The organism is Mesorhizobium sp. M0011, assembly GCF_040324155.1.
GTDB lineage: Bacteria > Pseudomonadota > Alphaproteobacteria > Rhizobiales > Rhizobiaceae > Mesorhizobium.
This window is the reverse complement of record NZ_JAMYVQ010000012.1, coordinates 51,561-76,551: the sequence shown is the minus strand read 5'-3', so window position 1 is coordinate 76,551 and position 24,991 is coordinate 51,561. Positions and strand designations below refer to the sequence as shown.

The window sequence follows — 24,991 nt, the reverse complement described above, 5'->3', positions numbered from 1 at the left end:
GAGAGACCGTGAGGAATTTACGCAATATCGGCCTTGCTGCCGGACTGACGCTGAGCGTCTCGGTCTCGGCACTCAGTGCTTACGCTTCCGAGCCGACGGTTCCGCCGGCGCCGACACCGTTTCCCGCCGAGGGCAAGATCAACTATGTCGCGCGAGACTCGATCCTGGAGTTCAAGGCGCTTCCCGAATATCACGAGCCCGACTGGGTCACCGAGAAATACGTCAAGACCGGCAAGCTGCCGCCGGTGAAAGACAGGCTGCCGAAAGATCCGCTGGTCTACAAGACGGGCAACATGCAGGACGGCATCGGCGTCTATGGCGATACGATGCGCCACGTCATCGGCGGGCGGCCGGAAGGCTGGAACTACGGCGCCGGTCAGACGCAAGGCTGGGGCGGCATCGACATCGGCCTCTCCGAATGCCTGACGCGCACCGCCCCGCTGTTCCAGGTCGAGGCCAAGGACACCGAGCCGCTGCCGAACCTGGCCAGGAGCTGGGATTGGTCGAGCGATGGCCACAGGCTGACCATGCACCTCATCGAAGGAGCGAAGTGGTCGGACGGCGTGCCCTTCAATGCCGACGACGTCATGTTCTACTGGGACGACGAGGTGGTCGATCCTAACGTCTCGCCGCTGAACGGTGCGACGCCGGAAACCTTCGGCGTCGGCACGACGCTGAAGAAGATCGACGACTACACCGTCGAATGGACCTTCAAGGATGCCTTCCCGAAGCAGTACCTGTACGCCATGGCCTACGGCACCTTCTGTCCGGGCCCCGCGCACATCCTGAAGCCGCAGCATCCGAAATACTCGAAGAATACCTATGATCAGTTCAAAAATGCCTTCCCGCCGGAATTCATGAACATGCCGGTGATGGGTGGCTGGGTGCCGGTCGAATACCGGCCGGACGACATCATCGTCATGCGCCGCAATCCCTATTACTGGAAGGTCGACGAAAAGGGCAATCAACTGCCCTATCTCAACGAACTGCACTACAAGCTGTCGACCTGGGCCGACCGCGATGTCCAGGCGGTGGCCGGCGCGGCCGATTTTTCCAATTTGGAGCAGCCGGAAAACTTCGTCGCCTCGCTGAAGCGTGCGGCAGAGGCGAACGCGCCGGCCCGTCTTGCTTTCGGCCCGCGGCTCATCGGCTACAATCTGCGCTTTAATTTTTCTGCCAATGGCTGGGGCAATCCGGACGAACGCGGCCAGGCGATCCGCGAGTTGAACCGCAACGAGGATTTCCGCAAGGCCGTCACCATGGCGCTCGACCGCAAGGCGCTCGGCGACTCGCTGGTCAAGGGACCGTTCACCGCCATCTATCCCGGCGGCCTGTCGTCAGGAACCAGCTTCTACGACCGCGCTTCGACGGTCTACTACCCCTTCGACCTCGAGGGCGCCAAGGCGGAACTCGCCAAGGCCGGCCTCACGGATACGGACGGCGACGGCTTCGTGAATTTCCCTTCCGGCACCGCCGGCGGCAAGAATGTCGAGATCGTGATGCTGGTCAACAACGACTACACGACCGACAAGAGCCTTGCCGAAGGCGTCGTCGCCCAGATGGAAAAGCTCGGGCTTCGAGTCGTGCTCAACGGCCTCAACGGGACCCAACGCGACGCTTCGCAATATTCCGGCCGCTTCGATTGGCTGGTCCGTCGCAACGAACAGGAACTGACGTCGGTGGTGCAGAACACCGTGCAGCTTGCCCCGGTCGGTCCGCGCACCAGCTGGGACCATCGTGCGCCGGAGAACGGCGAGGTCGATGTGATGCCGTTCGAAAAGGACCTCGTCGACATCGTCAACAAGTTCGTCTCCACCCAGGATAATGACCAGCGCGCCAGCCTGATGAAACAATTCCAGAAGATCTCGACGGAGCACGTCTACAATGTCGGCCTGACGGAGTATCCCGGCGCGCTGATCGTCAACAAGCGTTTCTCGAACATCCCACAGGGCACGCCGATCTTCATGTTCAACTGGGCCGAGGATTCGATCATCCGCGAACGGGTCTTTGTCGCGGCCGACAAGCAGGCGAAATACGAATTGTTCCCGCAAGAACTGCCCGGCAAACCCGGAGAGAAGGGGCCGATGAATTAGGTTTACCTCCCTGACTGAGAGACCTCCGGCCGCGCCGCTGGCGCGGCCGGACAAACCAACCTCCGGACGCAACCAAGGGCGCGATCGGCGAGACGAGGAAACGAACCGTCCATGCTGCGATTCCTGCTCACGCGAATAGCGTCGGCAATCCCGGTCCTCGCCATTTTGAGCCTGGCCACATTTGCCATCATCCAGGCGCCGCCGGGCGATTATGCCGACTACATCCGCTCGCAGGCGATCAACCAGGGTGGAGCCTCCTTCGCCGAGGCCGACGCGCAGGCAAAGGCCTACCGCATCGAGCATGGTCTCGATAAGCCGCTTCCCCTCCAGTATCTCAACTGGATCGGCGGCATCGTCACCCGAGGCGATTTCGGCTACAGCCTCTATTACAACAAACCGGTCGCCGACGTGGTCGGCGAGCGCCTGCCGCGCACGCTTCTCCTGGCGCTGGTCTGCCATCTGCTGGCTTCGGTGCTGGGCATAACATTCGGCATATGGGCGGCGACCCGGCAATACACCTGGATCGACTCGGCGCTGTCGGCCATCTCCTTCCTCGGCATGACGGTGCCGCGCTTCCTGATGGCGTTGATCATCGTCTATCTCCTGGTCTTCCAATTCAACGTGTCGGAGATCGGCTCATTCTTCTCGCCGCAATATGGGGGCGCGCCGTGGTCGTGGGCCAAATTCGTCGATCTGGTCAAGCATGTCTGGCCGGTGGTGGCGATCGCGACTTTCGGCGGGCTCGCCTACAATATGCGCGTCATGCGCGGCAATCTGCTCGATACGCTGAACGCGCAATATGTCGAGACGGCAAGGGCCAAGGGGCTGACCGGCGCCGCCGTCGTCATGCGCCACGCCGTGCCTAACGCACTGCACCCGCTCATCATGTATCAGGGTGTGGTGCTGCCTTACATGTTGACCGGCGAAATCGAGACGGCGATCATCTTCGCGCTGCCGACTGTCGGCCCGGCGATCGTCGGCTCCATGGCTGTCGGCGATGTCTATGTCACCGCCACCTTCATGATGGTGCTGTCGGCGACGCTGATCGTCGGCAACATCATCGCCGACATGCTGCTCGTGCTGCTCGATCCGCGCGTGCGCCAGTTCGGGGAGCGCTGAGATGCTGGCGCGCGATCCATCCCCTCCACCGCTGCCGGCCGAAGGTCGCATCGTAGCCAAACCGGCGCGCGGTAACGAAAGCTACCTCGCCCTTGTCTGGCGCCGGCTGAAGCGCTCCTGGACCGGCATGGCCGGGCTTTGGCTCGTCGTGCTGCTGCTGGTGATGGCCGTGTTCGCCGAGTTCATCGCGCCAATGGACCCGAAGGTGACGGATGTCGGCTTCGCGCCTCCGCAGGTGCCTGTTTTCCATGACAGAGATGGCGGTTTCGTCGCGCGGCCGAGGGTCTATGCGCTGGCCGATTCGGCGGACCTCGATCCGGTCACTTTCCAGCCCGTCGTCGGTCCCGACTACGATCATCCAAGGCTGCTTGGTTTCTTCGTGCATGGCGCGCCTTACAAGCTCTTCGGGCTGTTGCCGGCGGACCGGCATCTGTTCGGCTCGCTGGACGGCCAGCCGGTGCATTTCCTGGGCACCGACAAGTTCGGCCGCGACGTGCTGTCGCGTGCCATCCATGGCTCGCGCGTCTCGCTAATGATCGCGCTGACGGTCGTCTTCATCATCACCGTCATCGGCACCACCGTCGGCATGGTCTCCGGCTATTTTGGCGGCAGGTTCGATGTCTGGATGCAGCGCTTCGTCGAACTGGTGCTCGCCTTCCCGCAGCTGCCGCTCTATCTGGCGCTGACGACGCTGATCCCGGTCACCGCTCCCACCAACGTCTTCCTCGCTTTCGTCATCATCGTCATGTCGGCCTTGGGTTGGGCGCAGATGTCTCGCGAGGTGCGCGGCAAGACTTTGGCGCTGGCGCGGATCGAGTATGTGCGCGCCGCCATGGCGGTCGGCGCCACCGACCGTCGCATCATCATGCAGCACATCTTCCCCAATGTGATGAGCCATGTGATTGTCGCCGTGACGCTGGCGATCCCGACGGTGGTGCTGCTCGAATCCTTCCTCGGTTTCCTCGGCTTCGCCGTCAAGCCGCCGCTGATCTCGTGGGGTCTGATGCTGCAGGACACCGCGACCTATTCCGTCATCGGCACCTATCCCTGGATCCTGTCGCCGGTCGGTTTCGTGCTCGTCATCGTCTTTGCCTTCAACGCGCTGGGCGATGGCCTGCGCGACGCCGTCGACCCTTATTGAGGTGCCTGAGATGTCCGTCGCGCTCGCCGAATCCTTCGCACCAACCGTCCGTCACGACCATGACGGACGCCGGGGCCAGCCGATCATCGACGCCCGCAACGTCGCCGTGGCCTTCAAGGTCGAGCATGGCGTCGTCGACGCGGTCAAGGACATCTCGTTTCAGCTCTATCGCGGCGAGACGATCGCCATCGTTGGCGAATCCGGTTCGGGCAAGTCGGTGACGGCGCGCACCGTCATGGGCCTTCTGTCGCGGCGCGCCACCGTGTCCCCCGGATCGAGCGTCTGCTATGACGGGCAAAACATCCTGAAATTTCCCGAGAGCGCCCGGCGCAAGCTGCGCGGCAACCGCATCTCGATGATCTTCCAGGAGCCGATGAGCTCGCTCAACCCGATCTATACGGTCGGCAGCCAGATCGTCGAGGCGATCCGGGTGCATCGCAAAGTCAGCCGCAAGCAGGCCTGGGCGCGCGCACTGGAACTTCTGCAGCATGTGCAGATTCCCGATCCCGCCGCGCGGCTCAAGCAATACCCGCACCAGCTATCGGGCGGGCAACGCCAGCGGGTGATGATCGCCATGGCGCTGGCCAACAATCCCGATGTGCTGATCGCCGATGAGCCGACCACAGCGCTCGATGTCACCGTCCAGGCGCAGATCCTGAACCTGATCCGCAGCCTGCAAAAAGAGCTGCGCATGGCGGTGATCCTGATCACCCACGACCTGACCGTGGTGCGCCAGTTCTCCGACTACGTTTATGTCATGCAGCATGGCGAAATGTGCGAGCACAACGTCACCGAACGGCTGTTCGCCAATCCACAGCACCCCTATACGAGACGGCTGCTGGCTTCCGAGCCGCATGGGCAGCCGAAGCCGCTGCCGGAGGGCTGCGGCATCATTCTCGAAGCCAGCGGCGTGCGCGTCTCATTCATGCTGCGCCACGGCACCTTCCTGAAACCGGACTGGCGAGAGCTGGTCGCCGTCGACGATCTCGGCCTGAAACTCTGTCGCCATGAGACGCTGGGGCTGGTCGGCGAATCCGGCTCCGGCAAGACCACCTTCGGCCAGGCCTTGCTCCGGTTGATCGACGCCAAGCGCGGCGAGATCCATTTCGACGGCAAGCCGATCCATGGCCTATCGCGTGCCGAGATGCGGCCGCTGCGCTCGCGCATGCAGATCGTCTTCCAGGATCCGTTCTCCTCGCTCAACCCGCGCATGACGATCGGCCAGATCATCGAGGAAGGGCTGATCGTCAACAGCATAGGGGCGACGCGGCGCGAGCGGGTCGAACGGGTGCGCGACGCGCTGGTCAGCGCCGGCATGCCGGGCGATATACTGTCGCGGTTTCCGCATGAATTCTCCGGCGGCCAGCGGCAGCGCATCGCCATCGCTCGCGCCATAGCGCTCGAACCCGAATTCATCCTGCTCGACGAGCCGACATCGGCGCTCGACCTCTCCGTCCAGGCGCAGATTATCGACCTGCTGCGCAAGCTGCAGGACGAGTGCGGCCTCAGCTACCTCTTCATCTCGCACGACCTCAAGGTGGTGCGCGCACTGTGCCACCGCGTCATCGTCATGCAGAACGGCAAGATCGTCGAGCAGGGCCCCGTCGACGACGTCCTGTCCAATCCCAAGACCGCCTACACCGAACGGCTCGTCAGGGCCGCTTTCGACGTGGCCTGAACATATGCCGGAGGTTAGCATGGCAAGAAATCCCAAGATCACGTTCATCGGCGCCGGCTCGACGGTGTTCATGAAGAACATTGTCGGCGACGTGCTGCAGCGCCCGTCGCTTTCCGGCGCGACGATCGCGCTGATGGACATCAATCCGCAACGGCTGGAAGAGAGCGCCATTGTCGTCAACAAGCTGATCGCGACGTTGGGCGTCAAGGCGAAGACCGAGACCCATTCGGACCAGCGCAAGGCGCTGGCCGACGCCGATTTCGTCGTCGTCGCCTTCCAGATCGGCGGCTATGAGCCCTGCACGGTCACCGACTTCGAGGTGCCGAAGAAATACGGCCTGCGCCAGACGATCGCCGACACGCTGGGCGTCGGCGGCATCATGCGCGGTTTGAGAACCGTGCCACATCTTTGGAAGGTCTGCGAAGATATGCTCGCCGTCTGCCCGCAGGCGATCATGCTGCAATATGTCAACCCGATGGCGATCAACACCTGGGCGATAGCGGAGAAATACCCTGACATCAGGCAGGTCGGTCTCTGCCATTCGGTGCAGGGTACGGCAATGGAGCTGGCGCACGATCTCGACCTTCCGTACGAAGAGATCCGCTATCGCTCGGCCGGCATCAACCACATGGCGTTCTATCTGAAGTTCGAGCATCGCCAGCCGGACGGTTCCTACCGCGACCTTTATCCCGATCTCGTGCGCGCCTATCGCGAAGGCCGCGCGCCCAAGCCCGGCTGGAATCCGCGCTGTCCCAACAAGGTGCGCTACGAGATGCTGACCCGGCTCGGCTATTTCGTCACCGAGAGCTCGGAACATTTTGCCGAATACACGCCCTATTTCATCAAGGAAGGCCGCCCGGACCTGATCGAGAAGTACGGCATCCCGCTGGACGAATATCCCAAGCGCTGCATCGAGCAGATCGAGCGCTGGAAGGGGCAGGCGGAAGCCTATCGCTCGGCCGACCGCATCGAGGTCGAGCAGTCCCGGGAATATGCCTCCTCGATCATGAATTCTGTCTGGACCGGCGAACCTTCGGTGATCTACGGCAACGTCCGCAACAATGGCTGCATCACCTCGCTGCCCAGGGACTGTGCCGCCGAAGTGCCGTGCCTGGTCGATGCCTCCGGCATCCAGCCGACCTATATCGGCGAGCTGCCGCCGCAATTGACCGCGCTGATCCGCACCAACATCAACGTGCAGGAACTGACGGTGCGGGCGCTGATGACGGAGAACCGCGAGCACATCTACCATGCGGCGATGATGGATCCGCATACTGCGGCCGAACTCGATCTCGATCAGATCTGGTCACTGGTCGACGATCTCCTCGCCGCCCACGGCGACTGGCTGCCAGCCTGGGCGCGTGTGAGGCGCAAGATCGAAGCCGCCTGACGACCTATTTCGGATCGTCGGGGTCCGTTTCTTCCTCGTCGTCGCGGGCCTTGATGACATAGGCGCCCTTCATCCAGCGGTTGAGGTCGATGTCCTTGCAGCGCGTCGAGCAGAACGGAAAGGTGTCGCGCGCCGAGGGCTTGCCGCATTCGGGGCAGGGGCGCTTCGGGCGCAAGGGTGTGACCTTGGAGTCGGAACTCATAGCCGGGGTCCCGCCAGCCAGCCGCCATGCACCTTGAAGCCCTCGCCGCTCAACAGCGCCACGGTCTCATAGAGCGGCAGCCCGACGATATTGGTGTAGGAGCCGACCAGCTTGACGACGAAGGCACCAGCGAGGCCCTGGACGGCGTAACCACCCGCTTTGCCGCGCCATTCGCCCGACGCGACATAGGCGTCGATCTCCTCGCGCGGCAGCCGCTTGAAGCGCACCCGCGTCTCGACCAGCCGCTGACGCAGCTTGCCGCCCGGGGTGATCAGGCAGATGCCGGAATAGACCCGGTGCGAACGGCCTGACAACAGCCCGAGGCAGTTGGCGGCGTCGTCGAGGGTTTCTGCCTTGGGCAGGATGCGCCGCCCGACGGCGACGACCGTATCCGCGGCCAAGACGAAGCCCGGCGCGTAGTCGGCTTCGGTTTTCAGCGACGCGAACGCCTTCTCGGCTTTTTCCTTCGACAGCCGCTTGGCCAGCGAGCGCGGATGCTCGGCACGCAGCGGCGTTTCGTCGACATCGGCCGGCAGCACCCGGTCCGGCTCGATGCCGGCCTGCTGCAAGAGTTCGATCCGGCGCGGCGAACCCGAGGCAAGCACCAGCTTCTGCAAAATGCTCATCGCGGACCAGTCGGGCTTTGCTTACTTGAAACGATAGGTGATGCGGCCCTTGGTCAGGTCGTATGGCGTCATCTCGACCAGAACCTTGTCGCCGGTCAGCACGCGGATGCGGTTCTTGCGCATGCGGCCGGCCGTATGGGCGATGATTTCGTGTTCGTTTTCGAGCTTTACCCGGAACATCGCGTTCGGCAACAATTCCGTCACGACACCCGGAAACTCGAGGACTTCTTCCTTCGGCATTCGATACCTTTGCTTGGATGGTAGTTCCAGCGCCCTGGCCGGAATTTCGGCGGAACCTATATGATAATCGTCCGCTTGTGAACACGCTTAATCGGCGGCCTCCGGAGGTGTGAATCGACGCCCGATCCGCGCTTTCAGGCGCTCGCGCACGTCCCGGTAGGCCGCCATGATCTGTTCGCGCGTGCCGGCGGCGTCGGTCGGGTCCGGCGTCGGCCAGTATTCGACCTCGACAGCGAGCGAGCGGGTGAGTTCAAGTGCGGCGTGGTGCGCTTCCGGCGCCAGCGTGACGATGAGGTCGAAATAATCGTCCTCGAGATCGTCCATGGTCCGTGGGTGACGCTCGCCCAACGACAGGCCTTCCTCGGCAAGCACCGCATCGACGAACGGATCGCGCTCGCCGGCGCGAACGCCGGCCGAAGCGACAAAGATGGCGGCGGGCAGCATGCGGCGCGCCAGCTGCTCTGCCATTGGCGAGCGCACGGCATTCATGCCGCACAGGAACAGGATCGAACGGGGCAGGGCGCCGGGTGCCAGGGCTAGCCCCGCCAGTGCAGTACGCAGACCAGCGTGAACAGCCGGCGCGCCGTATCGAAGTCTATGTCGATCTTGCCGGATAGCCGGTCCATCAGCGTCTGCGAACCTTCATTGTGCAGGCCGCGGCGGCCCATGTCGATCGCCTCGATGTGGCTCGGCGTCGAGGAACGGATGGCGTCGTAGTAGCTTTCGCAGATCATATAGTAATCCTTGACGATGCGCCTGAGCGGCGTCAGCGACAGGATATGAGTGACGACGGCGGTGCCATCCTCGCGCGCCACGGCAAACACCAGGCGCTGCTCGGCCAGCGACAGTTTCAGCCGGTAAGGGCCGTCGCCGCTGTCATTGACGGGCTGAAAACTGTTCTCCTCGATCAGGTCGAAGATCGCCACCGCGCGTTCATGCTCGACATCGGGTGTCGACCGGCCGATCGATTCATCGAGTTCGACATCGATCAGCCTGGCGCGGGTTTGATCGGGGCCAGACATCGCCGCCTACATGTTCAACCGTATGGCGACGGAGCGTCCATGCGCCTCAAGGCCTTCCGCCTTGGCGAGCGCAATCGCCGCCGGCGCCAAGATACGCAACTGCTCCGGTCCAAGCTTGAGGATCGACGTGCGCTTGACGAAATCGAGCACGGAAAGGCCCGACGAGAAACGCGCCGATCTGGCCGTCGGCAGCACATGATTGGAACCACCGACATAGTCGCCGATGGCTTCCGGCGTGTGGCGGCCGAGAAAGACGGCACCGGCATTGCGCATCCGCGCCAGGAAACCCTCGGCATCGTCGATGGCCAGTTCGACATGTTCGGCGGCGATGCGGTCGACCAGCGGCAGCGCGGATTCAATGGTTGGAACCAGGATCACGGCGCCAAAATCGCGCCAGCTCGCCGCAGCCGTTTCGGCCCGCGGCAGGCTCTGCAACTGGCGCTCGACCGCTTGTTCGACAGCGATGCCGAAGGCCGGATCGTCGGTGACCAGGATCGACTGCGCCGATGTGTCGTGCTCGGCCTGGGCGAGCAGGTCGGCAGCGATCCAGTCCGGATCATTGCTGCCGTCGGCCACGACGAGCACTTCCGAGGGACCGGCGATCATGTCGATGCCGACGGTGCCGAATACCTGGCGCTTGGCCGCCGCGACATAGGCATTGCCCGGGCCGACGATCTTGGCGACCGGCTTTATAGTCCGGGTGCCGTAGGCAAGGGCGGCGATCGCCTGCGCGCCGCCGACTCGGTAGATTTCCGACACGCCTGATATGTCGGCCGCCACCAGCACCAGCGGATTGATGATGCCGCCCGGCGCCGGTACGACCATCACGATGCGCTCGACGCCGGCCACCTTGGCCGGCACGGCGTTCATCAGCACCGAGCTTGGATAGCTCGCCGTGCCGCCCGGCACATAGAGCCCGACCGCCTCGACCGCCGTCCAGCGCCAGCCGAGCTCGACGCCGGCGGCATCCGTATAGCGGTCATCCTTTGGTCGCTGCCGCTCATGATGCGAGCGGATGCGGTCGCGCGCGAATTCCAGCGCCTCGATCGTCTTTGGATCGGCGGCTGTGTAGGCCTGGGCGATGTCGTCCTTCGAAACGGCGATGCCCAGTCCAGCCAGATCGGCGCGATCGAATTCCCGTGAATAGTCGATTAGCGCCGCGTCGCCCTCGGCGCGCACGCGCGCGATGATGGCGCGCACCGCGGCATCAACGTCGGCGGACACTTCCCGCTTGGTCAACAGGAAGGCGGCGAAACGCTGCTCGAAATCGGCGTCGGACTGACGAAGCGTGATGGCCATCGGACGCTCAGGCCTTGTGGATGGGGCGCGAGGTGGCTTCCCACGCCCCGCCAATATCGGCAAGGCGCGCCTCGATGCATTCGACGTCGAGCATGATCGTGCCGCCGCCGGCAAAGATCAGCTCGACGATGCCCGCCGGCTTGCTGATCTCGATGAAGCTGATCGCCAGCAGCGACAGGACCTCATTGGGCTTGTCGCGGGCGATGCCGTTGGTCTTGGCGCCGAGCACCCGGTCGAAATGCAGCACCGCCTGCCGCCGCTCATTGTGCTGGCGAAACAGGCCGGATTTGGCCTCCCAGACGAAACGGTTCATGGTCAGCAGGAAACGCTTGGCCGCAGGCAGGAATTCGAGGTCGCTGACCTTCATCACGGCATCCTGGACATGGGCCGAAACGATGCTCAGATCCTGATCGTCGAGCGCGATAAGCTTAAGGGCAGTCATGCGGATTTCGCACCTGAAGGTTGATAACTGAACCTTCTGTTAGGCGGTCTTTCCCGTCCGCGCAACCGCACCGCGAGGCCTTGCGATTGGCCTATGCGGAAATCCGCTCGATCACCGCGCCGCAGTTGGATAGCTTTTCTTCCAGCCGCTCGAAGCCACGGTCGAGATGATAGACCCGGTTGACCGTGGTCTCGCCTTCCGCCGCCAGGCCGGCGATGACCAGCGAGACAGAGGCGCGAAGATCGGTCGCCATGACCGGCGCGCCCTTCAGTTTAGGCACGCCGTCGACGATCGCCGTCTGGCCCGAAAGGGTGATGTGAGCGCCGAGCCGCGCCAGTTCCTGCACATGCATGAAGCGGTTCTCGAAGATCGTCTCGGTGATCCGCGACTTGCCCTTGGCCACCGTCATCAGGCCCATGAACTGCGCCTGCAAATCGGTCGGGAAGGCCGGGAACGGCGCTGTCGTCACGTCGACCGGCGAAATGCCGGCGCCGTTGCGCCTCACCCGGATGCCGGAATTGGTCGGCGTGATCTCCGCACCCGTCTGCGCGATCACGTCCAGCGCGGTCTGCAGCAGATCCGGACGCGCACCTTCGAGCACGACGTCGCCGCCGGTCATGGCGACGGCCATGGCATAGGTGCCGGTCTCGATGCGATCGGGAATGACGCGCACGCGCGCGCCCGACAATGATTCGACACCGTCGATGGTGATTGTCGGGGTGCCGGCGCCGGAAATCTTCGCGCCCATGGCATTGAGGCACTCGGCGAGGTTGACGATTTCAGGCTCGCAAGCCGCGTTTTCCAGCACCGTCTCGCCTTTGGCGAGCGCCGCGGCCATCATCAGCACATGGGTGGCGCCGACCGAGACCTTCGGGAAGATGTAGCGGTTGCCGACAAGGCGGCCATTCTTTGTCTTGGCGATGACATAGCCGGTGTCGACATCGATATCGGCGCCCAGCGCCTGCAGGCCTTCGAGGAACAGATCGACCGGCCGCGTACCGATGGCGCAACCGCCCGGCAGCGACACTTTGGCTTCGCCCATGCGGGCCAGCAGCGGGCCGATCACCCAGAACGAGGCGCGCATCTTCGACACCAGCTCGTAGGGCGCTGTGGTGTCGACGATGTTGCGGGCGGAGAAGTTGATGGTGCGCGAATAGCCCTCATTCTGCTTCTCGCGGCGGCCATTGACCGAATAATCGACGCCGTGGTTGCCCAGGATGCGGATCAGTTGCTCGACATCGGCCAGATGCGGCACGTTTTCCAGCGTCAGCGTGTCGTCGGTCAAAAGCGAGGCGATCATCAAAGGCAACGCCGCGTTTTTCGCGCCCGAGATCGGAATGCTTCCGGAGAGCTGGTTGCCCCCGACAATTCTGATGCGATCCATGGAAGAAAGTCCCTCTCGGCCAAACAGGGCCGGTTCAATCGTTTGAGTAGCGGCCCGTCTAGACCATTGGCCGATCTGGTTCAAGAATTACGCTGGTTCAAGAAATGGGATTTCGCCCACCCCGGGCCAAGAGTGGCCGATTTGAGTTAATCTTTTTGTATTTCCTTCGATGCAGCGAGCCCGTCCGGCCGTTGATCTGCATCTCCGGTGCGCCGCGAGCGTGACTGCGCCTTGCGCTTCTGCAGATTGGCGCGCAATTGCTCTGCCAGCCGATCCTTGCGGATTGTTGCGCTGTTATTCGGTGGACCATCCTTTTTCACTGGAATTGCTTTGTCATCCATTGTCCCGCTCTGGCCCGTGAGCAGCCAGCCCGCCATTCAGGGATAGCCAACATTGTGGCGCCCCCATGTCATTAAAAGCTATCCGGCAAAGGCTTTCACACAAGCGTTGCGCTTGGCCTTGCGCTTGCCGGTTCGATATGGCAGAAGCCCCGCCATCAGCGGCTGCGGTAGCTCAGTGGTAGAGCACTCCCTTGGTAAGGGAGAGGTCGAGAGTTCAATCCTCTCTCGCAGCACCAGACTATCCCGTTGATCGGGAACAACTATCTGAATTTCTTGGTCTTTTTGCCGCCTGTCTGGTACACAGGGGTGGTACACATGAGCTTGAGAATGCCTGGACCTTGGCAGCATAAGAAGACCGGCGTCTACTACCTTCGGCAGCGCGCGCCTTCCGATTTGAAGGATATTCCGCTGGACGGACGGGTGGCGATTCCCGTTGGCAGCATTTTCAGGACGGTAAAGGCGGGCGCAACCGTCAAGGTCAGCCTCGATACCAAAGACCCCACAGAGGCCAAGAGGCGACACCGCGAGGCCGACGCCGCGCTACACGAGTACTGGCAGCGGTTCAGGCAAGGCCCTCAGCCGCTCACCAGCAAGCAAATCCAGGCCCTTGCGGGCATCCTCTATGCTCGTTTGGTCGACATGATGGACAGTGAGCCGGGGGAGGAAGGCATCTGGAAAGCGGTCCTCCGGCTGAACAAGAGCAAGGAGGAAGGCGGTGAGCTTGACCAATGGTTCGGCCCCACGGTCGACGAGTTGTTCGCCGAGCAGGGCGTCAACACCGACCTTTTCAGCCGGACCCGCGTCATCCGTGCGGCCTCCAAGGCAATCCAGCTTGCTGCTGAAACCAATCTCAGGAAGGCCCGAGGCGACTATTCGCCCGACGAAGCGAGAAGGCGATTCCCAAATTGGCCGCCTGAGCACGGTGAAGCCAAGCTAGCCCCACGGGCAGCGGGGGATCTGGACCTATTCGCCCTACTGGACCACAAGTTCGCGACACAGAGCCTCAAGGAGAAGACCAAGAGCGACTACGCGCGGGACCTTGCCAAGTTCGTTAAGAGCAGCGGGCACGGGAATGCGCTGGAGGTGACGAATGAGGACGTTCGGAAGTGGCGTGACGAATTGATAGCCGAGGGGCTGTCGCCGTCGAAGGTCAACGGCAAGGCCCTTGCGGCGTTGAGCGCGGTCCTCACCCATGCAGTCAGGGAGTTCGGACTACCGACAAACGTCGCCAGCGACATTCGAGACCGTAGGGACGGCCCCGCACCGGGCAAGAAGGGCTACGGCATGGAGGAGGCCAAGGCGATCCTCAGCGCCACATTCAACGGCAGTTCCAAGGACAGATCGGCGCCCCACAAGCGCGCGCTCTTCTGGGTGCCATGGATTTGCGCTTACACGGGGCTTCGGGTGACGGAGATCACCCAACTTCGCGGCGTGGATGTCCGGGTGGAAGGCGACACGCCGTATTTCCTCATCACGCCTGAGGCCGGTTCCACGAAGAGCGGCAGGGCTTGGATGACTGCCGTTCATCCGCATCTCGTAGAGTTGGGTTTGTTGGAGATGTTCAGGGAAGTGGGTGACGGTCCCGCTTTCTATGTTCCCTATCCAAATGAAACCGACCTCACCAACCTGACAGGCAAGCCCCGGTCGCAAGAGGCGGGCGTTCGGGTTGGGAATTGGATTACCGAGGAATTGGGCATATCCGCACCGGGCGGCAAGCCCAACCATGCTTGGCGGCACCTGTTTACGACGCTCTCGCGCGCTCATGACATGGACAAGCAGCACCGTGACTACATGCTTGGGAGTGGTCGTGAGGATGCTCGCGAGGGATACGGCGATTTCCCGCCAAGTGCCTTGGCAAGGGAGATCGGGAAGCTGCCGCGCTTCGGTGTCAAGGAAACAGATTGGCGTCCGTCCAATGTGCGGGTTTCTGCCCAGCCAACACGCCCTGCGAACAAGAATTTCAGATTGAAATCGGAGAGAAGCAGCCCGAGGAAGCCGGCCAAGACGTAGCGGAGCTTCGACGGAAGCCAGCCGCAGTTGCAATGCTCCTATTTCCTCGTCTGGTGCCTGTTCATCGGAGGTACTTGGCCCGTTTCAGCTATGACCTTTGGATCAGGTCCGATCGCAATCGTGTAGCTGAAGCGCGCCGCCCCTTTCGCCTGCTTGTTCCTCGGGAGGCTCCGCACGATCCAATCGGTCCCAACCAGTTTCTGGAGGACGAATCGTGTACGAAGAAGACTCGCTGTAACGGCGGACCATTCTTCGGGCGACACACCATGGCTCTTGTTTCGTATTTGCTTGGCGACTGCCCCGGCTGCGGCGCTGAGAACAAGTTCGGCAATGTCGATGTCTACAGCGACCATGTCTACCTTGGGTGTGGCCGCTGTCGACATAACGAGCGCCGCTATCTGCCTCCTCTAAAGAAGAAAGTCCTCTACCTCGATCAGTTCTTTTTCAGCCACGCCGTGCGCGGAAATGAGGCGCAGTTTGTCGAGGCTGCGAAGCGCATAGTCGAGCTTGCCGCGTTGCAGTTGCTGGTGGTGCCGTATTCCAGCGTCCACGAGGAAGAGACGCACCAATGGGCCGGGCACAAGGAACTGCTGGAGTTCATTAAGAACACTGCGCGTGGCTACGAATTTGCTCCGGCATACGAGGTGGAGCAGACGCAAATGAACCGCGCTTTCGACGCGTGGCGCGTAGGCGAGCCGACCGGCTATAGCCCCCTTCGTCAAGATGCATTCCACGACGATCTGGACGTATGGGACGGATATTTCCGTATTGAGGTTGGTGAATACCGTGGGGACATTGATCTGATTCGCCGGCTGAAAGCCGAGGCCATTGATGGCCTCATAGACCTTTTTCCTGGGTGGCGCGAAAGCACTGCCACGTTTGAGCAGGACATACGGATTGAGCACGATGCTGCGGCTAAGGGATACCTACGTGCCTTCGGTACCTACCTAACCCGCATGGCAAAGGGAGACTACGACGCTCTGTCTGATTCGCCGATCATCGCCACCGTAGTACGCAACCTGACTTATCGGTTTCCCCGCGACGAGCCGCATAATGGCCGGATGAAGCGCGTGATCGATTTCCTTGCTTCCGATCACTTCGCCAATACGCCGTACCATGACATTCAGGCACGGATGTATGGCACCCTCAAAGCCATGGTGAAGGCCGGAGCCTACACTAACCGAGCCCGGAGCATTCAGCGGCTATCGGGTTTCTATTACGACGTGAAGCACATCTCGACCTACGCGCCATACTGTGACGCCTTCGTAATGGACAATCCGATGGCAGAAATCGTCAACCGAAGTACAGTGGACCTAGCTGGCCGATATGGGACAAGGGTGTTCTCCCGAAACAACTGGGACGAGCTTTTGGCTTGGCTGGACGAATTAAGGAGCGGCCTCACTGAGGAACACCGTGCCGGTCTGGCGACGGCCTACCCACGGATGCAGGTCAGTTAAGATCTCGCTCACCGGGCGATAAGGACCGCAAGGGCCTTTGCGGGAAACATGCTGGTGTCATTGCGTGCTCGCGTGAAGAAACCCGGCCTTTAGCGAATACGGGGAGCCCACGACGCTCTTTGTTGGAGGCAGATATGGAGTGAGGATTGCTGGTCAGAATGCCAAAACAGATTTTTTGCAAAAACGTTCCGAGCGGCGACGCCTTAGCTGCCGCTTTCTTTCGTTGCAGGCGTTCTCGGCGGCAACTTCAGCATCCGGTGCGCATCGGGCCACAGACTTGGGTCAATTGGGATTGAAACGCCTTTGTCATCATCCTTCACAGCTCTCAGGGATGCGGTCATTTCTTTCTGGAGCAACCGTATGAAATTGCCTCGCGATTGCCAGATTTGCTTCCTTAGGGATTCCCCATCGGCCCCATCAACAGATGCCAGGTGCCTCGCCACGTAGCAGGCCCGTAGGACCTCATCTAATAATTTGATGCGCGTACCATCATCGTCCTTCGCAGCCCGCCGACTTTTCACATTGGGGAAGAACAGGCGGCCTTTGTCGACAAGCGCACTCGCCCTTTGGCCAATCCTTTCGATCTCGGCGCTGGTTAGGCGACCTTCGGTCACGAGTGGATAGCAAGCCGTCTCAAGCTCGGCCATCAGATCGATCACGTTGCCGCCCCAATCCGTCAAATCGCTGTCCCGCTGCCGCGCTGCAGCCCGATTGGAAAAGTACCATTGGACGCCTGCCAGAATACCCACGGCCAAGGTTGCAATCGCCCCGTAGTAGTCACTGATCATAGAACCCCCCATGCTCAATTAAAAACTCTCCGACCTAACGGAACTTAACGAAGCTGCAATTCGGCAATGTCCAAGTCCAGGTGCTTGATCTTCACCCGGGTCTTTCGGATCAGTTCCACGGCTTCTTCGAGCGCTGCGCCCAATCGCTTGCGTTCGGCAATTAGCGCGTCGAGTTGTTCCCTCTTCGCGACCTCTGTTCTCTCCGCGCCCACGACGACGTCGCGTTTGCCGACCTTCACAACCATATATTTTTGTGTCTTCGACATTCTCGCTGCCATCTTGATGTCCTTTAGACGAGAAAAACTGGGATGATTTTTTGCCCAAGCAATCAAACCACCAGCATCATCGATCTCGTCTTGCAAAATTGAACGTATTTCCAAAGGAATGTCAGGGTACGGATGTCGTTTCAGATGGGCGCTAATGAACAGGCTCAGATAGCTGACGGTGAGTTCGTCAATTTTGCCTTCGGTTAGGGGGCCGCGCGGTTTCCGAGGGCTTTTTCGAGGCTTTCGCTTAAATGGTTCTTCCTCAGCCTGTGCAGCAGGTTCAGGATGGGGCGTCACAGCCATTTTGTCTTGCCCAGATGGTGACGTGCGGCCCCGCGAGAACCAGCCCGACGGCCCAACTATCGAGCTTCCACCAATGTATCCGCCCTTTGCCATAAACTCCCTCTCTCGCTCCCAAACCCTCAGGGTATCGTATCTTTGCTCCGCAACTCCTCCCAGAGCTGCCCTGGTCCCAGCAGAACGTCCTTGAGTCCTTCCCGGACCTTTGCGGAGTCCAGTGCTTGTTTGCTCATCGTCGTGTGCGCTTCGAAAGCGTCGATGATGGCGTCGAGGATCGCCTTGGACAGATCAGGAGAATTGGCGAACTGCTCCTTGGAGTTGTTGGCAGCTTGCTGGGCGAGCGTCTCGGACTCCATCAGCTTGCCCTTGATGACGTTGTTCACATAGATGAGCTGGTCGTCGTCGGTGACATCACCCTGGAACAGGTCGTTCAGCCTGGCCACGATCTCGGCCAGCAGCGCCTTCTGCTTGTCCTGCACTGATCCGGAACCGGCGTCATAGATCGGCTGCAACGGCTCTCCGAAGCCACCTAATGCCAGCGTCCGTTTGCCCTTGTCGGCCAGCTTGTGGTGGGTCAGCACCAGCCCGGAAACGTCGATCTCCTGCCGCTCGCGCCCCAACTCCAGCAACGGGATGAGGCGGCGGTAGAAGATGTGGCGGCTTTCGATGGCGGTGTTGCCGTAGTCGAATATCTGCGACAGGAACGCATAAAGGCGCACGAACGCACCCATGTCGGCACGGAACAGCACGAGAGCGCCCATCGTGTCCTGAGCGTCCTTGGCTGCCTTGGTATCATCTTTCGACCTGGCTATGCGCAACCGCTCCTGGGCGTCCCGGTAGGAGCGCAAGAGCCTGTCGGCGACAGGTGTGATGGCCGCGACAAGGTCGCCCTGTTTGGACGCCGGGTCCAGCTCGACCTTGACCACCCGGTCGACCTCGAAATCATCGTAGTGCCCAAGGGCATCCAGCTTGGCCCGCAGATCGAAGACGAGATTGGGGTCGGTCACATTCTCCAGCGATGCGGTCTGGTAGTAGGTCTGGAACGCCTTTAGGATGTCGTCGCTCGAATTGACGAAGTCGAGGATATAGGTCGTATCCTTGCCCGGATGGGCGCGGTTGAGCCGCGAGAGCGTCTGCACGGCCTGAATGCCCGCCAGCCGCCGGTCGACATACATGCCGCACAACAGGGGCTGGTCGAAGCCGGTCTGGAATTTGTTGGCCACCAGAAGGATGTGATACTCGGGCAGCTTGAAGGCCTCGCGAATGTCGCGCCCGTTCAGGCCGGGGTTCAGTTCCCTGCTGGTCTCGCTGAATGGGTCGGGTCCGCTCGGCGGGTCGTTGACCTCGCCCGAGAAAGCGACGAGCGTTCCAAGCTGGTAGCCCTTGTCCCGGATGTACTTGTTGATGGCCAGTTGCCAGCGCACCGCCTCGACGCGGCTACCCACTACCACCATCGCCTTGGCCTTGCCGTCGAGCAGCGGCTGCACCAGCGAGCGGTAATGCTCGACCACCACCTGCACTTTCTGGCTGATGTTGTAGTCGTGCAGCCGCACCCAGCGCATCAGGGACTTGACAGCCGCGCTGCGCTCGACCTCGGTGTCGTCCATCTCCCTGCCTTCGTGGGCGAGCTTGAAGGCGAGGCTGTAGGGCGTGTAGTTCCGCAGCACGTCGAGGATGAAGCCTTCCTCGATGGCCTGTCGCATAGAATAGACATGGAAGGCCGCTGGCAGGTTTGTTTCGCTGGCGGGCTGGTCGGGACGCGGGCGCTGACCGAACAGCTCCAGCGTCTTGGCCTTGGGCGTGGCTGTGAAGGCAACGTAGGTGATGCCCTTGTCGCTCGCCCGTGCCGCCATCTGGGCTGCGAGAACGTCTTCGGAGCTTATCTCCCCGCCGTCGCCGAGATCGGCGAGTTCCTCCGGGGAAAGCACCGCCTTGAGCTTTGCCGCCGCTTCGCCGGTCTGGCTCGAATGCGCCTCGTCGGCGATGACCGCGAAGTGCTTGCCCTGTGATGCCGCAAGGTCCCGAACGGCCTGAAGGGCGAAGGGGAAGGTCTGGATGGTGCAGACGATGATCTTCTTGCCACCCGCCAGCGCCTGCGCAAGCTGGCCGCTCTTGGCGCCGCTCTCGTTCTTTATCGTTGCGACAACACCGGTGGTGCGCTCGAAGTTGAAGATCGCTTCCTGCAACTGGGTGTCGATGACGTTTCGGTCGGATACGACAAGCACAGTGTCGAACACCTTGCGGTGCTGGTCATCGTGCAGGTCAGCAAGGAAGTGCGCGGACCAAGCAATCGAGTTTGTCTTGCCGGAGCCCGCCGAGTGCTGGATCAGGTATTTGCCGCCAGCACCGTCAGAGAGAACAGCACCCCGAAGCCTACGCGTGGCGTCGAGTTGGTGGAAGCGCGGGAAGATGAGGCCCTTGATCTTCTTCTTCGCATCCCGCTCGGCGACGATGTAGCGCCCGAGGATTTCCAGCCACGAGTCCCGCTGCCAGATGTCCTCCCACAGATAGGCCGTGGGATGACCGTTGCCATTCGGCGGGTTCCCCTTGCCGCCGTCATTGCCCTTGTTGAAGGGCAGGAAGCGCGTCTGCGGACCTTCGAGCCTTGTGGTCATCATCACTTCGGCGTTGCTGACTGCGAAGTGGACCAAAGCGCCGCTGGGGAAGCCCAGCAGCGGCTCGGGCGCCTGGCCCTTGGGGGTTGGAAAGCGGTCGAACTTGTACTGGTCGATCGCGTCGGCGACTGACTGGGTGAAGTCGGTCTTCAGCTCGACGGTAGAGACGGGCAGCCCGTTGAGGAACAGTACCAGATCGATGGCGTTCTCGTTCGCGAGTGAATAGCGCATCTGCCGCACGACGCGCAGCCGGTTGGCCTGATAGCGGGCGAGAATGTCGCCATTCATCGCCAGAGCTGGCTTGAACTGGGCGAGCGCCAAGGGGGCCTTGAGGCCGATCAACTCGACGCCATGACGGATCACGTCGAGCGTCCCGCGTTCGTCGAGCTGCTTGCGGACGCGGTCGAGCAAGGTAGTTTCCGCTGCAGCCCCATGGGATTTCGTCAGCGCGGCCCAGGCGATCGGCTGGCTCGCCTGAACCCATGCCACGACATCGGCGGGAAAGAGGGCTCTGGCGCGGTCATAGGTGGCGGCGTCACCCTCGGCGTAGAGCCAACTACTCGCGGCAAGATGGTCGCAGACTTCTGTCTCGAAGCTGATCTCCTTGTGCAGCGTCATGGCCGCACCTGCAACTTGGCGACTTCCCATCGCAAGTCATAGATCGCGTTCCACACCGCCCGACGCTTTGCCTTGTACTCCATCTCGGATTGCTTTCTGCGGCCATTGCGTGCTGGCTTCATCCGATATTCGCGCCAGCGCTCTGACACGTAGCTCCCCTCACTCGGGACCTCGTACAACGGTAATGCGGCGAGCCTGACATATTCGACATTCTGAGGACTGGGATGTGGAAAAAATAGCACCCTCTTTCCAGCCGCTTCCAGCGTTTGGAGAACAGATTTGCCATCTTTGACGAGCAGGCTGGCAACGGCGTCACGGGCTTTGGTGCCGAGAAACACCACCACATGGAGTCGGGAGAACCGGGGATCGAGTATTTCGTTTAGGAACCGATCAAGGACGCATCGGCGTGTCCCACCGAAGGCCGCAGGGTCGAAGTCGTCTGAACCGCCCTTCGTGTCCAATGTGGCGCATCCAACAAGCGATGTGACATAGACCTCGGGGTGCCGCGCCAGTGAGTCGCCGCAGGGAAATCTTAAGCCAAGCTTCGTCGCCAGCCCCACCCCTCGAAACATCGCGATGATATCGGCGGCCAGCCCAGCGAACGCCCCGCGAATAGAGGCCTCAACATAGCTGCCGGTCCTTGCATACGCTTTGACAAACTCGCTGATCTGCGTCCCAGCGGGCGAGAGCCCGACGACGGCTATCTTTGGAGAAAGCATCGGGTCGCGGCGATCATGATTTGAGAGAAGGACAGAGAAATACTGCCGCCCGTCATCCTCAAACTTAAGCCCGGCGGGGGCGCAACCCGGCCCCGGCACATCGAAATCGGTCGCGAGAGCGAAACATGGAGCTGCACAAATGTCTCCGAGCTTCACGCCGCCACCGCCTCGTTGCGGCCAGTTTCGCGCACATCGACCTTGCCGGTGACGGCTGCGGAGATGAGTGCGGAACGGCGCTCCTGTAGGAGCAGGATAGCTTTCTCCGCGTTACTACCCAACTCGTCCCATCTCTCGACCGAGGCAATCAGATGGCGAGCTATCGCTTCTTGCTCGGTTCGGGATGGAAGAGCCACCCTGAGATCCTTGAACCTATCGGGTTCGAGGCGCCATTGATCAGGTCGAATGCCGTTCGAGATAGCTCGATACACGTTGGGCAGCAGACTGCAGCGAAGCAATAAATTCAGGTAGTCACTCGCCGCAGTGTGGTGTGGCTCAAACACTGCATAGTCAGGGCTGGTGATACCTGTGTGGTTCGATATCCCAAGCGACCCCTGCCAAGCTTTCATCTTGTTCACGACAAGGTCGCCCGGCAGCACCGTCTGATACTTGGAGAGGTCCTCGGGCGTCTTGTTAATGTTGTCGTCCCGAGACGCTTTGGGGATCACACCATGATCTCGATAGACCGACAATACCTCGTATTCGTCGCCATTCTGACGTTTCGCAAACCGGAAAAGAGCCCCTACAGGGATGACCTCCCAATGCTCCGGCACGTCGCCCAGCCACTCGATGCCCGAGTCCTTCATCGGGACATCCGGGTTGAGCCCTTTGGTGACCGCATGGGAAATGACGGCCTGGCGCTTCTCCCTAAGCAGTTCGATCAGCCGCTTCTGCTCCTCCGCCAGCGCATCGATCTTGCCCGTCTCACGGTCGAGAAAGGCAGCGACTGCGGCTTGTTCAGTTGGAGGCGGGTGAGGCAACCGAATTTCGTATGTGATCTCCCGCGAAAGACCAGGCACACCGGTATCTTGTGATAGGCTGTCCAATCTTGCGGTATGCAATGCCCAGTAAAGCCAACGCAGGTTACATGCTGTATCTTGGTCATCCACGAAGTAGACGGTGTCTATCGCGAATGCTGGAACGTCAGACCAGTTAAGCGCTCCGCAAGAACCCTTGCGTCCGATGAGGATCACTGGGGCAGACGTGTTGGCGTCGCTGTGTCGACCAAAGACCCCGTTCGACCCGTAAACGGGCACGAGCCCATCTTCACTTCGAGCATCTGAGGGAAGCGCGTCGCCATAGATCATGCTGGCCAAGCGCTTGATCGGCGTCAAACTCCACGAGCTTGGTATCTTGGTTGGCCATAAGACGCCCGTGTCTTTGTATTGATGGTAGTAGGGGAGCGTCACGCTGACAGCTCCCCAATCATCATCAGGATACGGTCGGTGACCTGCTTCAGGTCAGCATCGATCTCGGCCAGAGGACGCGGCGGCTCGAAGACGTAGAACTGCCGGTTGAAGGGGATCTCATAGCCGACTTTCGTCTTCTCGTGGTCGATCCACGCATCCTCGGCATGGGGCAGAACCTCGCGCCGGAAATAGTCGCCGACGTCCTCGGCGAGCGGCACGTTCTCGGTGTCGCGTAAAAAGCTGTCGGGCTGCGGCTTGCCCTTCATCTTGCCGCGTTCGCCAAGCACGACCCGCCCTTTCTCATCACGCAAGGGGCGCTCGACGGTGACGGTGCGGTAGCCGAAGACCTCGTTCGGGAAGATCAGCGACAGCGGCGAGAGCTTGACCTTGCCATCCGCAGGAGCCACCGGAGGCTGCTCGCCCTCCAGCACCACTTGCCGCGCCGCTTCCTTGCCACTGGCGTCCAGCACGGTCGCAAGCTTCGCCTCGTGGAACCCACCGAACAGCTTGGTGACGGTGGCGATGTCGCGGTCGCTCATCTCCTTACGCTTGGAGCCGAGGCTCTTGCGCATCTTGCGCCAGAAGCTCGACCCGTCGATGAGCTGCACCTTGCCCTTGCGGTGGGCAGGCTTCCGATTCGACAACACCCAGACATAGGTGGAAATGCCGGTGTTGTAGAACATGTCGGTCGGCAGCGCTAAGATGGCCTCGACCAGATCATTCTCCAGCACGTAACGCCTGATCTCGCTCTCGCCGCTGCCAGCCCCGCCGGTGAACAAAGGCGAGCCGTTCAGTACGATGCCGAACCGGCTGCCGCCGTCGACCGCTGGTCGCATCTTGGAGAGAAGGTGCAGCAGGAACAGCAGGGAGCCGTCGGAGACCCTCGGGAGGCCTGGTCCGAAACGGCCATTGAAGCCCTGCTGCTCGGCCTCGCGACGAACCTCTTTCTCGACCTTCTTCCATTCGACGCCGAAGGGCGGATTGGACAGCATGTAGTCGAATTTTTCGTGGGGATGGCCATCGTCGGACAGCGTGTTGCCGAAGACGATGTTTGCGACATCCTGCCCCTTGATCAGCATGTCCGCCTTGCAGATGGCGTAGGACTCCGGGTTCAGCTCCTGCCCGTACATGACGAGTGAGGCCTTGTCGTTGTGCTCTATGAGATGCTCACCGGCCACCGACAGCATTCCGCCGGTGCCAGCGGTCGGGTCGTAGATCGTGCGCACCACGCCAGGTTTCGACAGGATGTCGTCATCCTCGACGAACAGCAGGTTGACCATGAGGCGGATGACTTCGCGCGGCGTGAAGTGTTCACCGGCGGTCTCGTTGGAAAGTTCCGAGAACTTGCGGATCAGTTCTTCGAAGATGAGGCCCATCTGGTGATTGTCGACCTTGCCGGGATGCAGGTCGATGCGAGCGAATTTCTCCGTGACCTGATAGAGCAGCCCCGCCTTGGCGAGCCGCTCGACCTGCGCGGCGAACTCGAAGCGCTCGAAGATGTCGCGGACGTCCGGCGAGAAGGCCTGGATATATGCGAACAGGTTCTGCGCGATGTTGTCCTGATCGCCCATCAGTCTGCGCATGTCGAGCTTCGAGTTGTTGTAGAAGGTCTGCCCGGCCTTGCGCAGCAGGAAGGGTTCCGGGTTCATGCCTTGCGCGGTCTTGGCCGCATGTTCGGCCAGCACGGCTTCCTTGGTGGGTTCCAGCACACAGTCGAGGCGCCGCAGAACGGTGAAGGGTAGAATGACCTTGCCGTAGTCGGCTTGTTTGTAGTCGCCCCGTAGCAGGTCCGCGACGGACCAGATGAACGACGAAAGCTGCTGCTGATTCATTCC

22 protein-coding genes and 1 tRNA gene are annotated in these 24,991 nt (G+C 61.4%); 8 read left to right on the top strand and 15 right to left on the bottom strand.

The genetic code is table 11. The features are described 5' to 3' along the window. Positions 1-8: 8 nt before the first annotated feature. From NKK51_RS15585 to NKK51_RS15565, 5 genes are all read left to right on the top strand, one after another. Positions 9-2,093: an ABC transporter substrate-binding protein gene (locus NKK51_RS15585; RefSeq protein WP_352441085.1), complete on the top strand. Its 2,085-nt coding sequence runs from the start codon at positions 9-11 to the stop codon at positions 2,091-2,093. Between the two features lie 111 nt (positions 2,094-2,204). Then, positions 2,205-3,212, top strand: coding sequence for an ABC transporter permease (locus NKK51_RS15580; RefSeq protein WP_127296635.1), 1,008 nt, complete (start codon positions 2,205-2,207; stop codon positions 3,210-3,212). Between the two features lies 1 nt (position 3,213). Beyond that, entirely contained in the window at positions 3,214-4,353 is a 1,140-nt protein-coding gene (locus NKK51_RS15575) for an ABC transporter permease (protein ID WP_352553760.1), read from the top strand. 10 nt (positions 4,354-4,363) lie between these two features. Next, positions 4,364-6,031 carry an ABC transporter ATP-binding protein gene (locus NKK51_RS15570; RefSeq protein ID WP_352553758.1) on the top strand — a complete coding sequence of 556 codons (1,668 nt, stop codon included), beginning with the start codon at positions 4,364-4,366 and terminating at the stop codon, positions 6,029-6,031. Positions 6,032-6,050: 19 nt separating this feature from the next. Then, a complete protein-coding gene (locus NKK51_RS15565; protein ID WP_352553756.1) occupies positions 6,051-7,421 on the top strand; it encodes an alpha-glucosidase/alpha-galactosidase in 1,371 nt (456 codons plus the stop codon). Positions 7,422-7,425: 4 nt separating this feature from the next. Here NKK51_RS15565 and yacG read toward each other — a convergent pair whose 3' ends face one another. The 9 genes from yacG to NKK51_RS15520 form a co-directional block, all read right to left on the bottom strand. Then, positions 7,426-7,623: a DNA gyrase inhibitor YacG gene (gene yacG, locus NKK51_RS15560; RefSeq protein ID WP_352553754.1), complete on the bottom strand. Its 198-nt coding sequence runs from the start codon at positions 7,621-7,623 to the stop codon at positions 7,426-7,428. Continuing rightward, a complete protein-coding gene (locus NKK51_RS15555) occupies positions 7,620-8,249 on the bottom strand; it encodes a Maf-like protein (protein ID WP_128302679.1) in 630 nt (209 codons plus the stop codon). Before NKK51_RS15555 ends, yacG begins: the two co-directional genes overlap by 4 nt. Positions 8,250-8,270: 21 nt before the next feature. Further along, a complete protein-coding gene (gene infA, locus NKK51_RS15550; RefSeq protein WP_006200926.1) occupies positions 8,271-8,489 on the bottom strand; it encodes a translation initiation factor IF-1 in 219 nt (72 codons plus the stop codon). 87 nt (positions 8,490-8,576) lie between these two features. Then, entirely contained in the window at positions 8,577-9,038 is a 462-nt protein-coding gene (locus NKK51_RS15545; protein WP_081734750.1) for an arsenate-mycothiol transferase ArsC, read from the bottom strand. Next, the gene (locus NKK51_RS15540) at positions 9,026-9,511 is read right to left on the bottom strand and encodes a UPF0262 family protein (protein ID WP_013530198.1); all 486 of its coding nucleotides are present in this window, start codon (positions 9,509-9,511) and stop codon (positions 9,026-9,028) included. Before NKK51_RS15540 ends, NKK51_RS15545 begins: the two co-directional genes overlap by 13 nt. Positions 9,512-9,517: 6 nt before the next feature. Beyond that, positions 9,518-10,810: a histidinol dehydrogenase gene (hisD, locus tag NKK51_RS15535; protein WP_352553752.1), complete on the bottom strand. Its 1,293-nt coding sequence runs from the start codon at positions 10,808-10,810 to the stop codon at positions 9,518-9,520. A 7-nt stretch (positions 10,811-10,817) separates the two neighbouring features. Continuing rightward, entirely contained in the window at positions 10,818-11,252 is a 435-nt protein-coding gene (locus NKK51_RS15530) for a DUF2948 family protein (protein WP_023809258.1), read from the bottom strand. A gap of 91 nt (positions 11,253-11,343) precedes the next feature. After that, positions 11,344-12,636, bottom strand: coding sequence for a UDP-N-acetylglucosamine 1-carboxyvinyltransferase (gene murA / locus NKK51_RS15525; protein ID WP_352553750.1), 1,293 nt, complete (start codon positions 12,634-12,636; stop codon positions 11,344-11,346). A gap of 146 nt (positions 12,637-12,782) precedes the next feature. Beyond that, the gene (locus tag NKK51_RS15520; protein WP_023809256.1) at positions 12,783-12,977 is read right to left on the bottom strand and encodes a hypothetical protein; all 195 of its coding nucleotides are present in this window, start codon (positions 12,975-12,977) and stop codon (positions 12,783-12,785) included. Positions 12,978-13,138: 161 nt separating this feature from the next. Here NKK51_RS15520 and NKK51_RS15515 point away from each other — a divergent pair. From NKK51_RS15515 to NKK51_RS15505, 3 genes are all read left to right on the top strand, one after another. Next, positions 13,139-13,213, top strand: a tRNA-Thr gene (locus NKK51_RS15515). A gap of 79 nt (positions 13,214-13,292) precedes the next feature. Further along, positions 13,293-14,987, top strand: coding sequence for a DUF6538 domain-containing protein (locus NKK51_RS15510; RefSeq protein WP_352553748.1), 1,695 nt, complete (start codon positions 13,293-13,295; stop codon positions 14,985-14,987). Between the two features lie 266 nt (positions 14,988-15,253). Next, entirely contained in the window at positions 15,254-16,444 is a 1,191-nt protein-coding gene (locus NKK51_RS15505) for a hypothetical protein (protein WP_352553746.1), read from the top strand. 203 nt (positions 16,445-16,647) lie between these two features. On the opposite strand, the gene NKK51_RS15500 is transcribed toward NKK51_RS15505, so the two are convergent. The 6 genes from NKK51_RS15500 to NKK51_RS15475 all read right to left on the bottom strand — a co-directional run bounded on the left by NKK51_RS15500 (position 16,648) and on the right by NKK51_RS15475 (position 24,988). Continuing rightward, the gene (locus NKK51_RS15500) at positions 16,648-17,232 is read right to left on the bottom strand and encodes a hypothetical protein (RefSeq protein ID WP_352553744.1); all 585 of its coding nucleotides are present in this window, start codon (positions 17,230-17,232) and stop codon (positions 16,648-16,650) included. 44 nt (positions 17,233-17,276) lie between these two features. Then, complete coding sequence (locus tag NKK51_RS15495; RefSeq protein WP_352553742.1) at positions 17,277-17,801, bottom strand: hypothetical protein; 525 nt, start codon at positions 17,799-17,801, stop codon at positions 17,277-17,279. A 119-nt stretch (positions 17,802-17,920) separates the two neighbouring features. Beyond that, the gene (locus tag NKK51_RS15490; protein WP_352553740.1) at positions 17,921-21,031 is read right to left on the bottom strand and encodes a type I restriction endonuclease subunit R; all 3,111 of its coding nucleotides are present in this window, start codon (positions 21,029-21,031) and stop codon (positions 17,921-17,923) included. Further along, a complete protein-coding gene (locus tag NKK51_RS15485; RefSeq protein ID WP_352553738.1) occupies positions 21,028-21,906 on the bottom strand; it encodes a uracil-DNA glycosylase family protein in 879 nt (292 codons plus the stop codon). The genes NKK51_RS15490 and NKK51_RS15485 overlap by 4 nt, the downstream gene beginning before the upstream one ends. Then, positions 21,903-23,156 carry a restriction endonuclease subunit S gene (locus NKK51_RS15480; RefSeq protein ID WP_352553736.1) on the bottom strand — a complete coding sequence of 418 codons (1,254 nt, stop codon included), beginning with the start codon at positions 23,154-23,156 and terminating at the stop codon, positions 21,903-21,905. Before NKK51_RS15480 ends, NKK51_RS15485 begins: the two co-directional genes overlap by 4 nt. Beyond that, on the bottom strand, positions 23,153-24,988 hold the full coding sequence (locus tag NKK51_RS15475) for a type I restriction-modification system subunit M (protein WP_352553735.1): 1,836 nt from the start codon (positions 24,986-24,988) through the stop codon (positions 23,153-23,155). The genes NKK51_RS15480 and NKK51_RS15475 overlap by 4 nt, the downstream gene beginning before the upstream one ends. Positions 24,989-24,991 lie beyond the last annotated feature (3 nt).

Excerpts from the sequence above, each read along its gene's own strand:
- NKK51_RS15570 (WP_352553758.1), top strand. The coding sequence starts at position 4,364 with ATGTCCGTCGCGCTCGCCGAATCCTTCGCACCAACCGTCCGTCACGAC.
- NKK51_RS15490 (WP_352553740.1), bottom strand. The coding sequence starts at position 21,031 with ATGACGCTGCACAAGGAGATCAGCTTCGAGACAGAAGTCTGCGACCAT.
- yacG (WP_352553754.1), bottom strand. The coding sequence starts at position 7,623 with ATGAGTTCCGACTCCAAGGTCACACCCTTGCGCCCGAAGCGCCCCTGC.
- murA (WP_352553750.1), bottom strand. The coding sequence starts at position 12,636 with ATGGATCGCATCAGAATTGTCGGGGGCAACCAGCTCTCCGGAAGCATT.
- NKK51_RS15580 (WP_127296635.1), top strand. The coding sequence starts at position 2,205 with ATGCTGCGATTCCTGCTCACGCGAATAGCGTCGGCAATCCCGGTCCTC.
- NKK51_RS15540 (WP_013530198.1), bottom strand. The coding sequence starts at position 9,511 with ATGTCTGGCCCCGATCAAACCCGCGCCAGGCTGATCGATGTCGAACTC.
- NKK51_RS15500 (WP_352553744.1), bottom strand. The coding sequence starts at position 17,232 with ATGATCAGTGACTACTACGGGGCGATTGCAACCTTGGCCGTGGGTATT.
- NKK51_RS15565 (WP_352553756.1), top strand. The coding sequence starts at position 6,051 with ATGGCAAGAAATCCCAAGATCACGTTCATCGGCGCCGGCTCGACGGTG.
- NKK51_RS15510 (WP_352553748.1), top strand. The coding sequence starts at position 13,293 with ATGAGCTTGAGAATGCCTGGACCTTGGCAGCATAAGAAGACCGGCGTC.
- hisD (WP_352553752.1), bottom strand. The coding sequence starts at position 10,810 with ATGGCCATCACGCTTCGTCAGTCCGACGCCGATTTCGAGCAGCGTTTC.
- NKK51_RS15520 (WP_023809256.1), bottom strand. The coding sequence starts at position 12,977 with ATGGATGACAAAGCAATTCCAGTGAAAAAGGATGGTCCACCGAATAAC.
- NKK51_RS15505 (WP_352553746.1), top strand. The coding sequence starts at position 15,254 with ATGGCTCTTGTTTCGTATTTGCTTGGCGACTGCCCCGGCTGCGGCGCT.
- NKK51_RS15475 (WP_352553735.1), bottom strand. The coding sequence starts at position 24,988 with ATGAATCAGCAGCAGCTTTCGTCGTTCATCTGGTCCGTCGCGGACCTG.
- NKK51_RS15575 (WP_352553760.1), top strand. The coding sequence starts at position 3,214 with ATGCTGGCGCGCGATCCATCCCCTCCACCGCTGCCGGCCGAAGGTCGC.
- NKK51_RS15495 (WP_352553742.1), bottom strand. The coding sequence starts at position 17,801 with ATGGCTGTGACGCCCCATCCTGAACCTGCTGCACAGGCTGAGGAAGAA.
- NKK51_RS15530 (WP_023809258.1), bottom strand. The coding sequence starts at position 11,252 with ATGACTGCCCTTAAGCTTATCGCGCTCGACGATCAGGATCTGAGCATC.
- infA (WP_006200926.1), bottom strand. The coding sequence starts at position 8,489 with ATGCCGAAGGAAGAAGTCCTCGAGTTTCCGGGTGTCGTGACGGAATTG.
- NKK51_RS15555 (WP_128302679.1), bottom strand. The coding sequence starts at position 8,249 with ATGAGCATTTTGCAGAAGCTGGTGCTTGCCTCGGGTTCGCCGCGCCGG.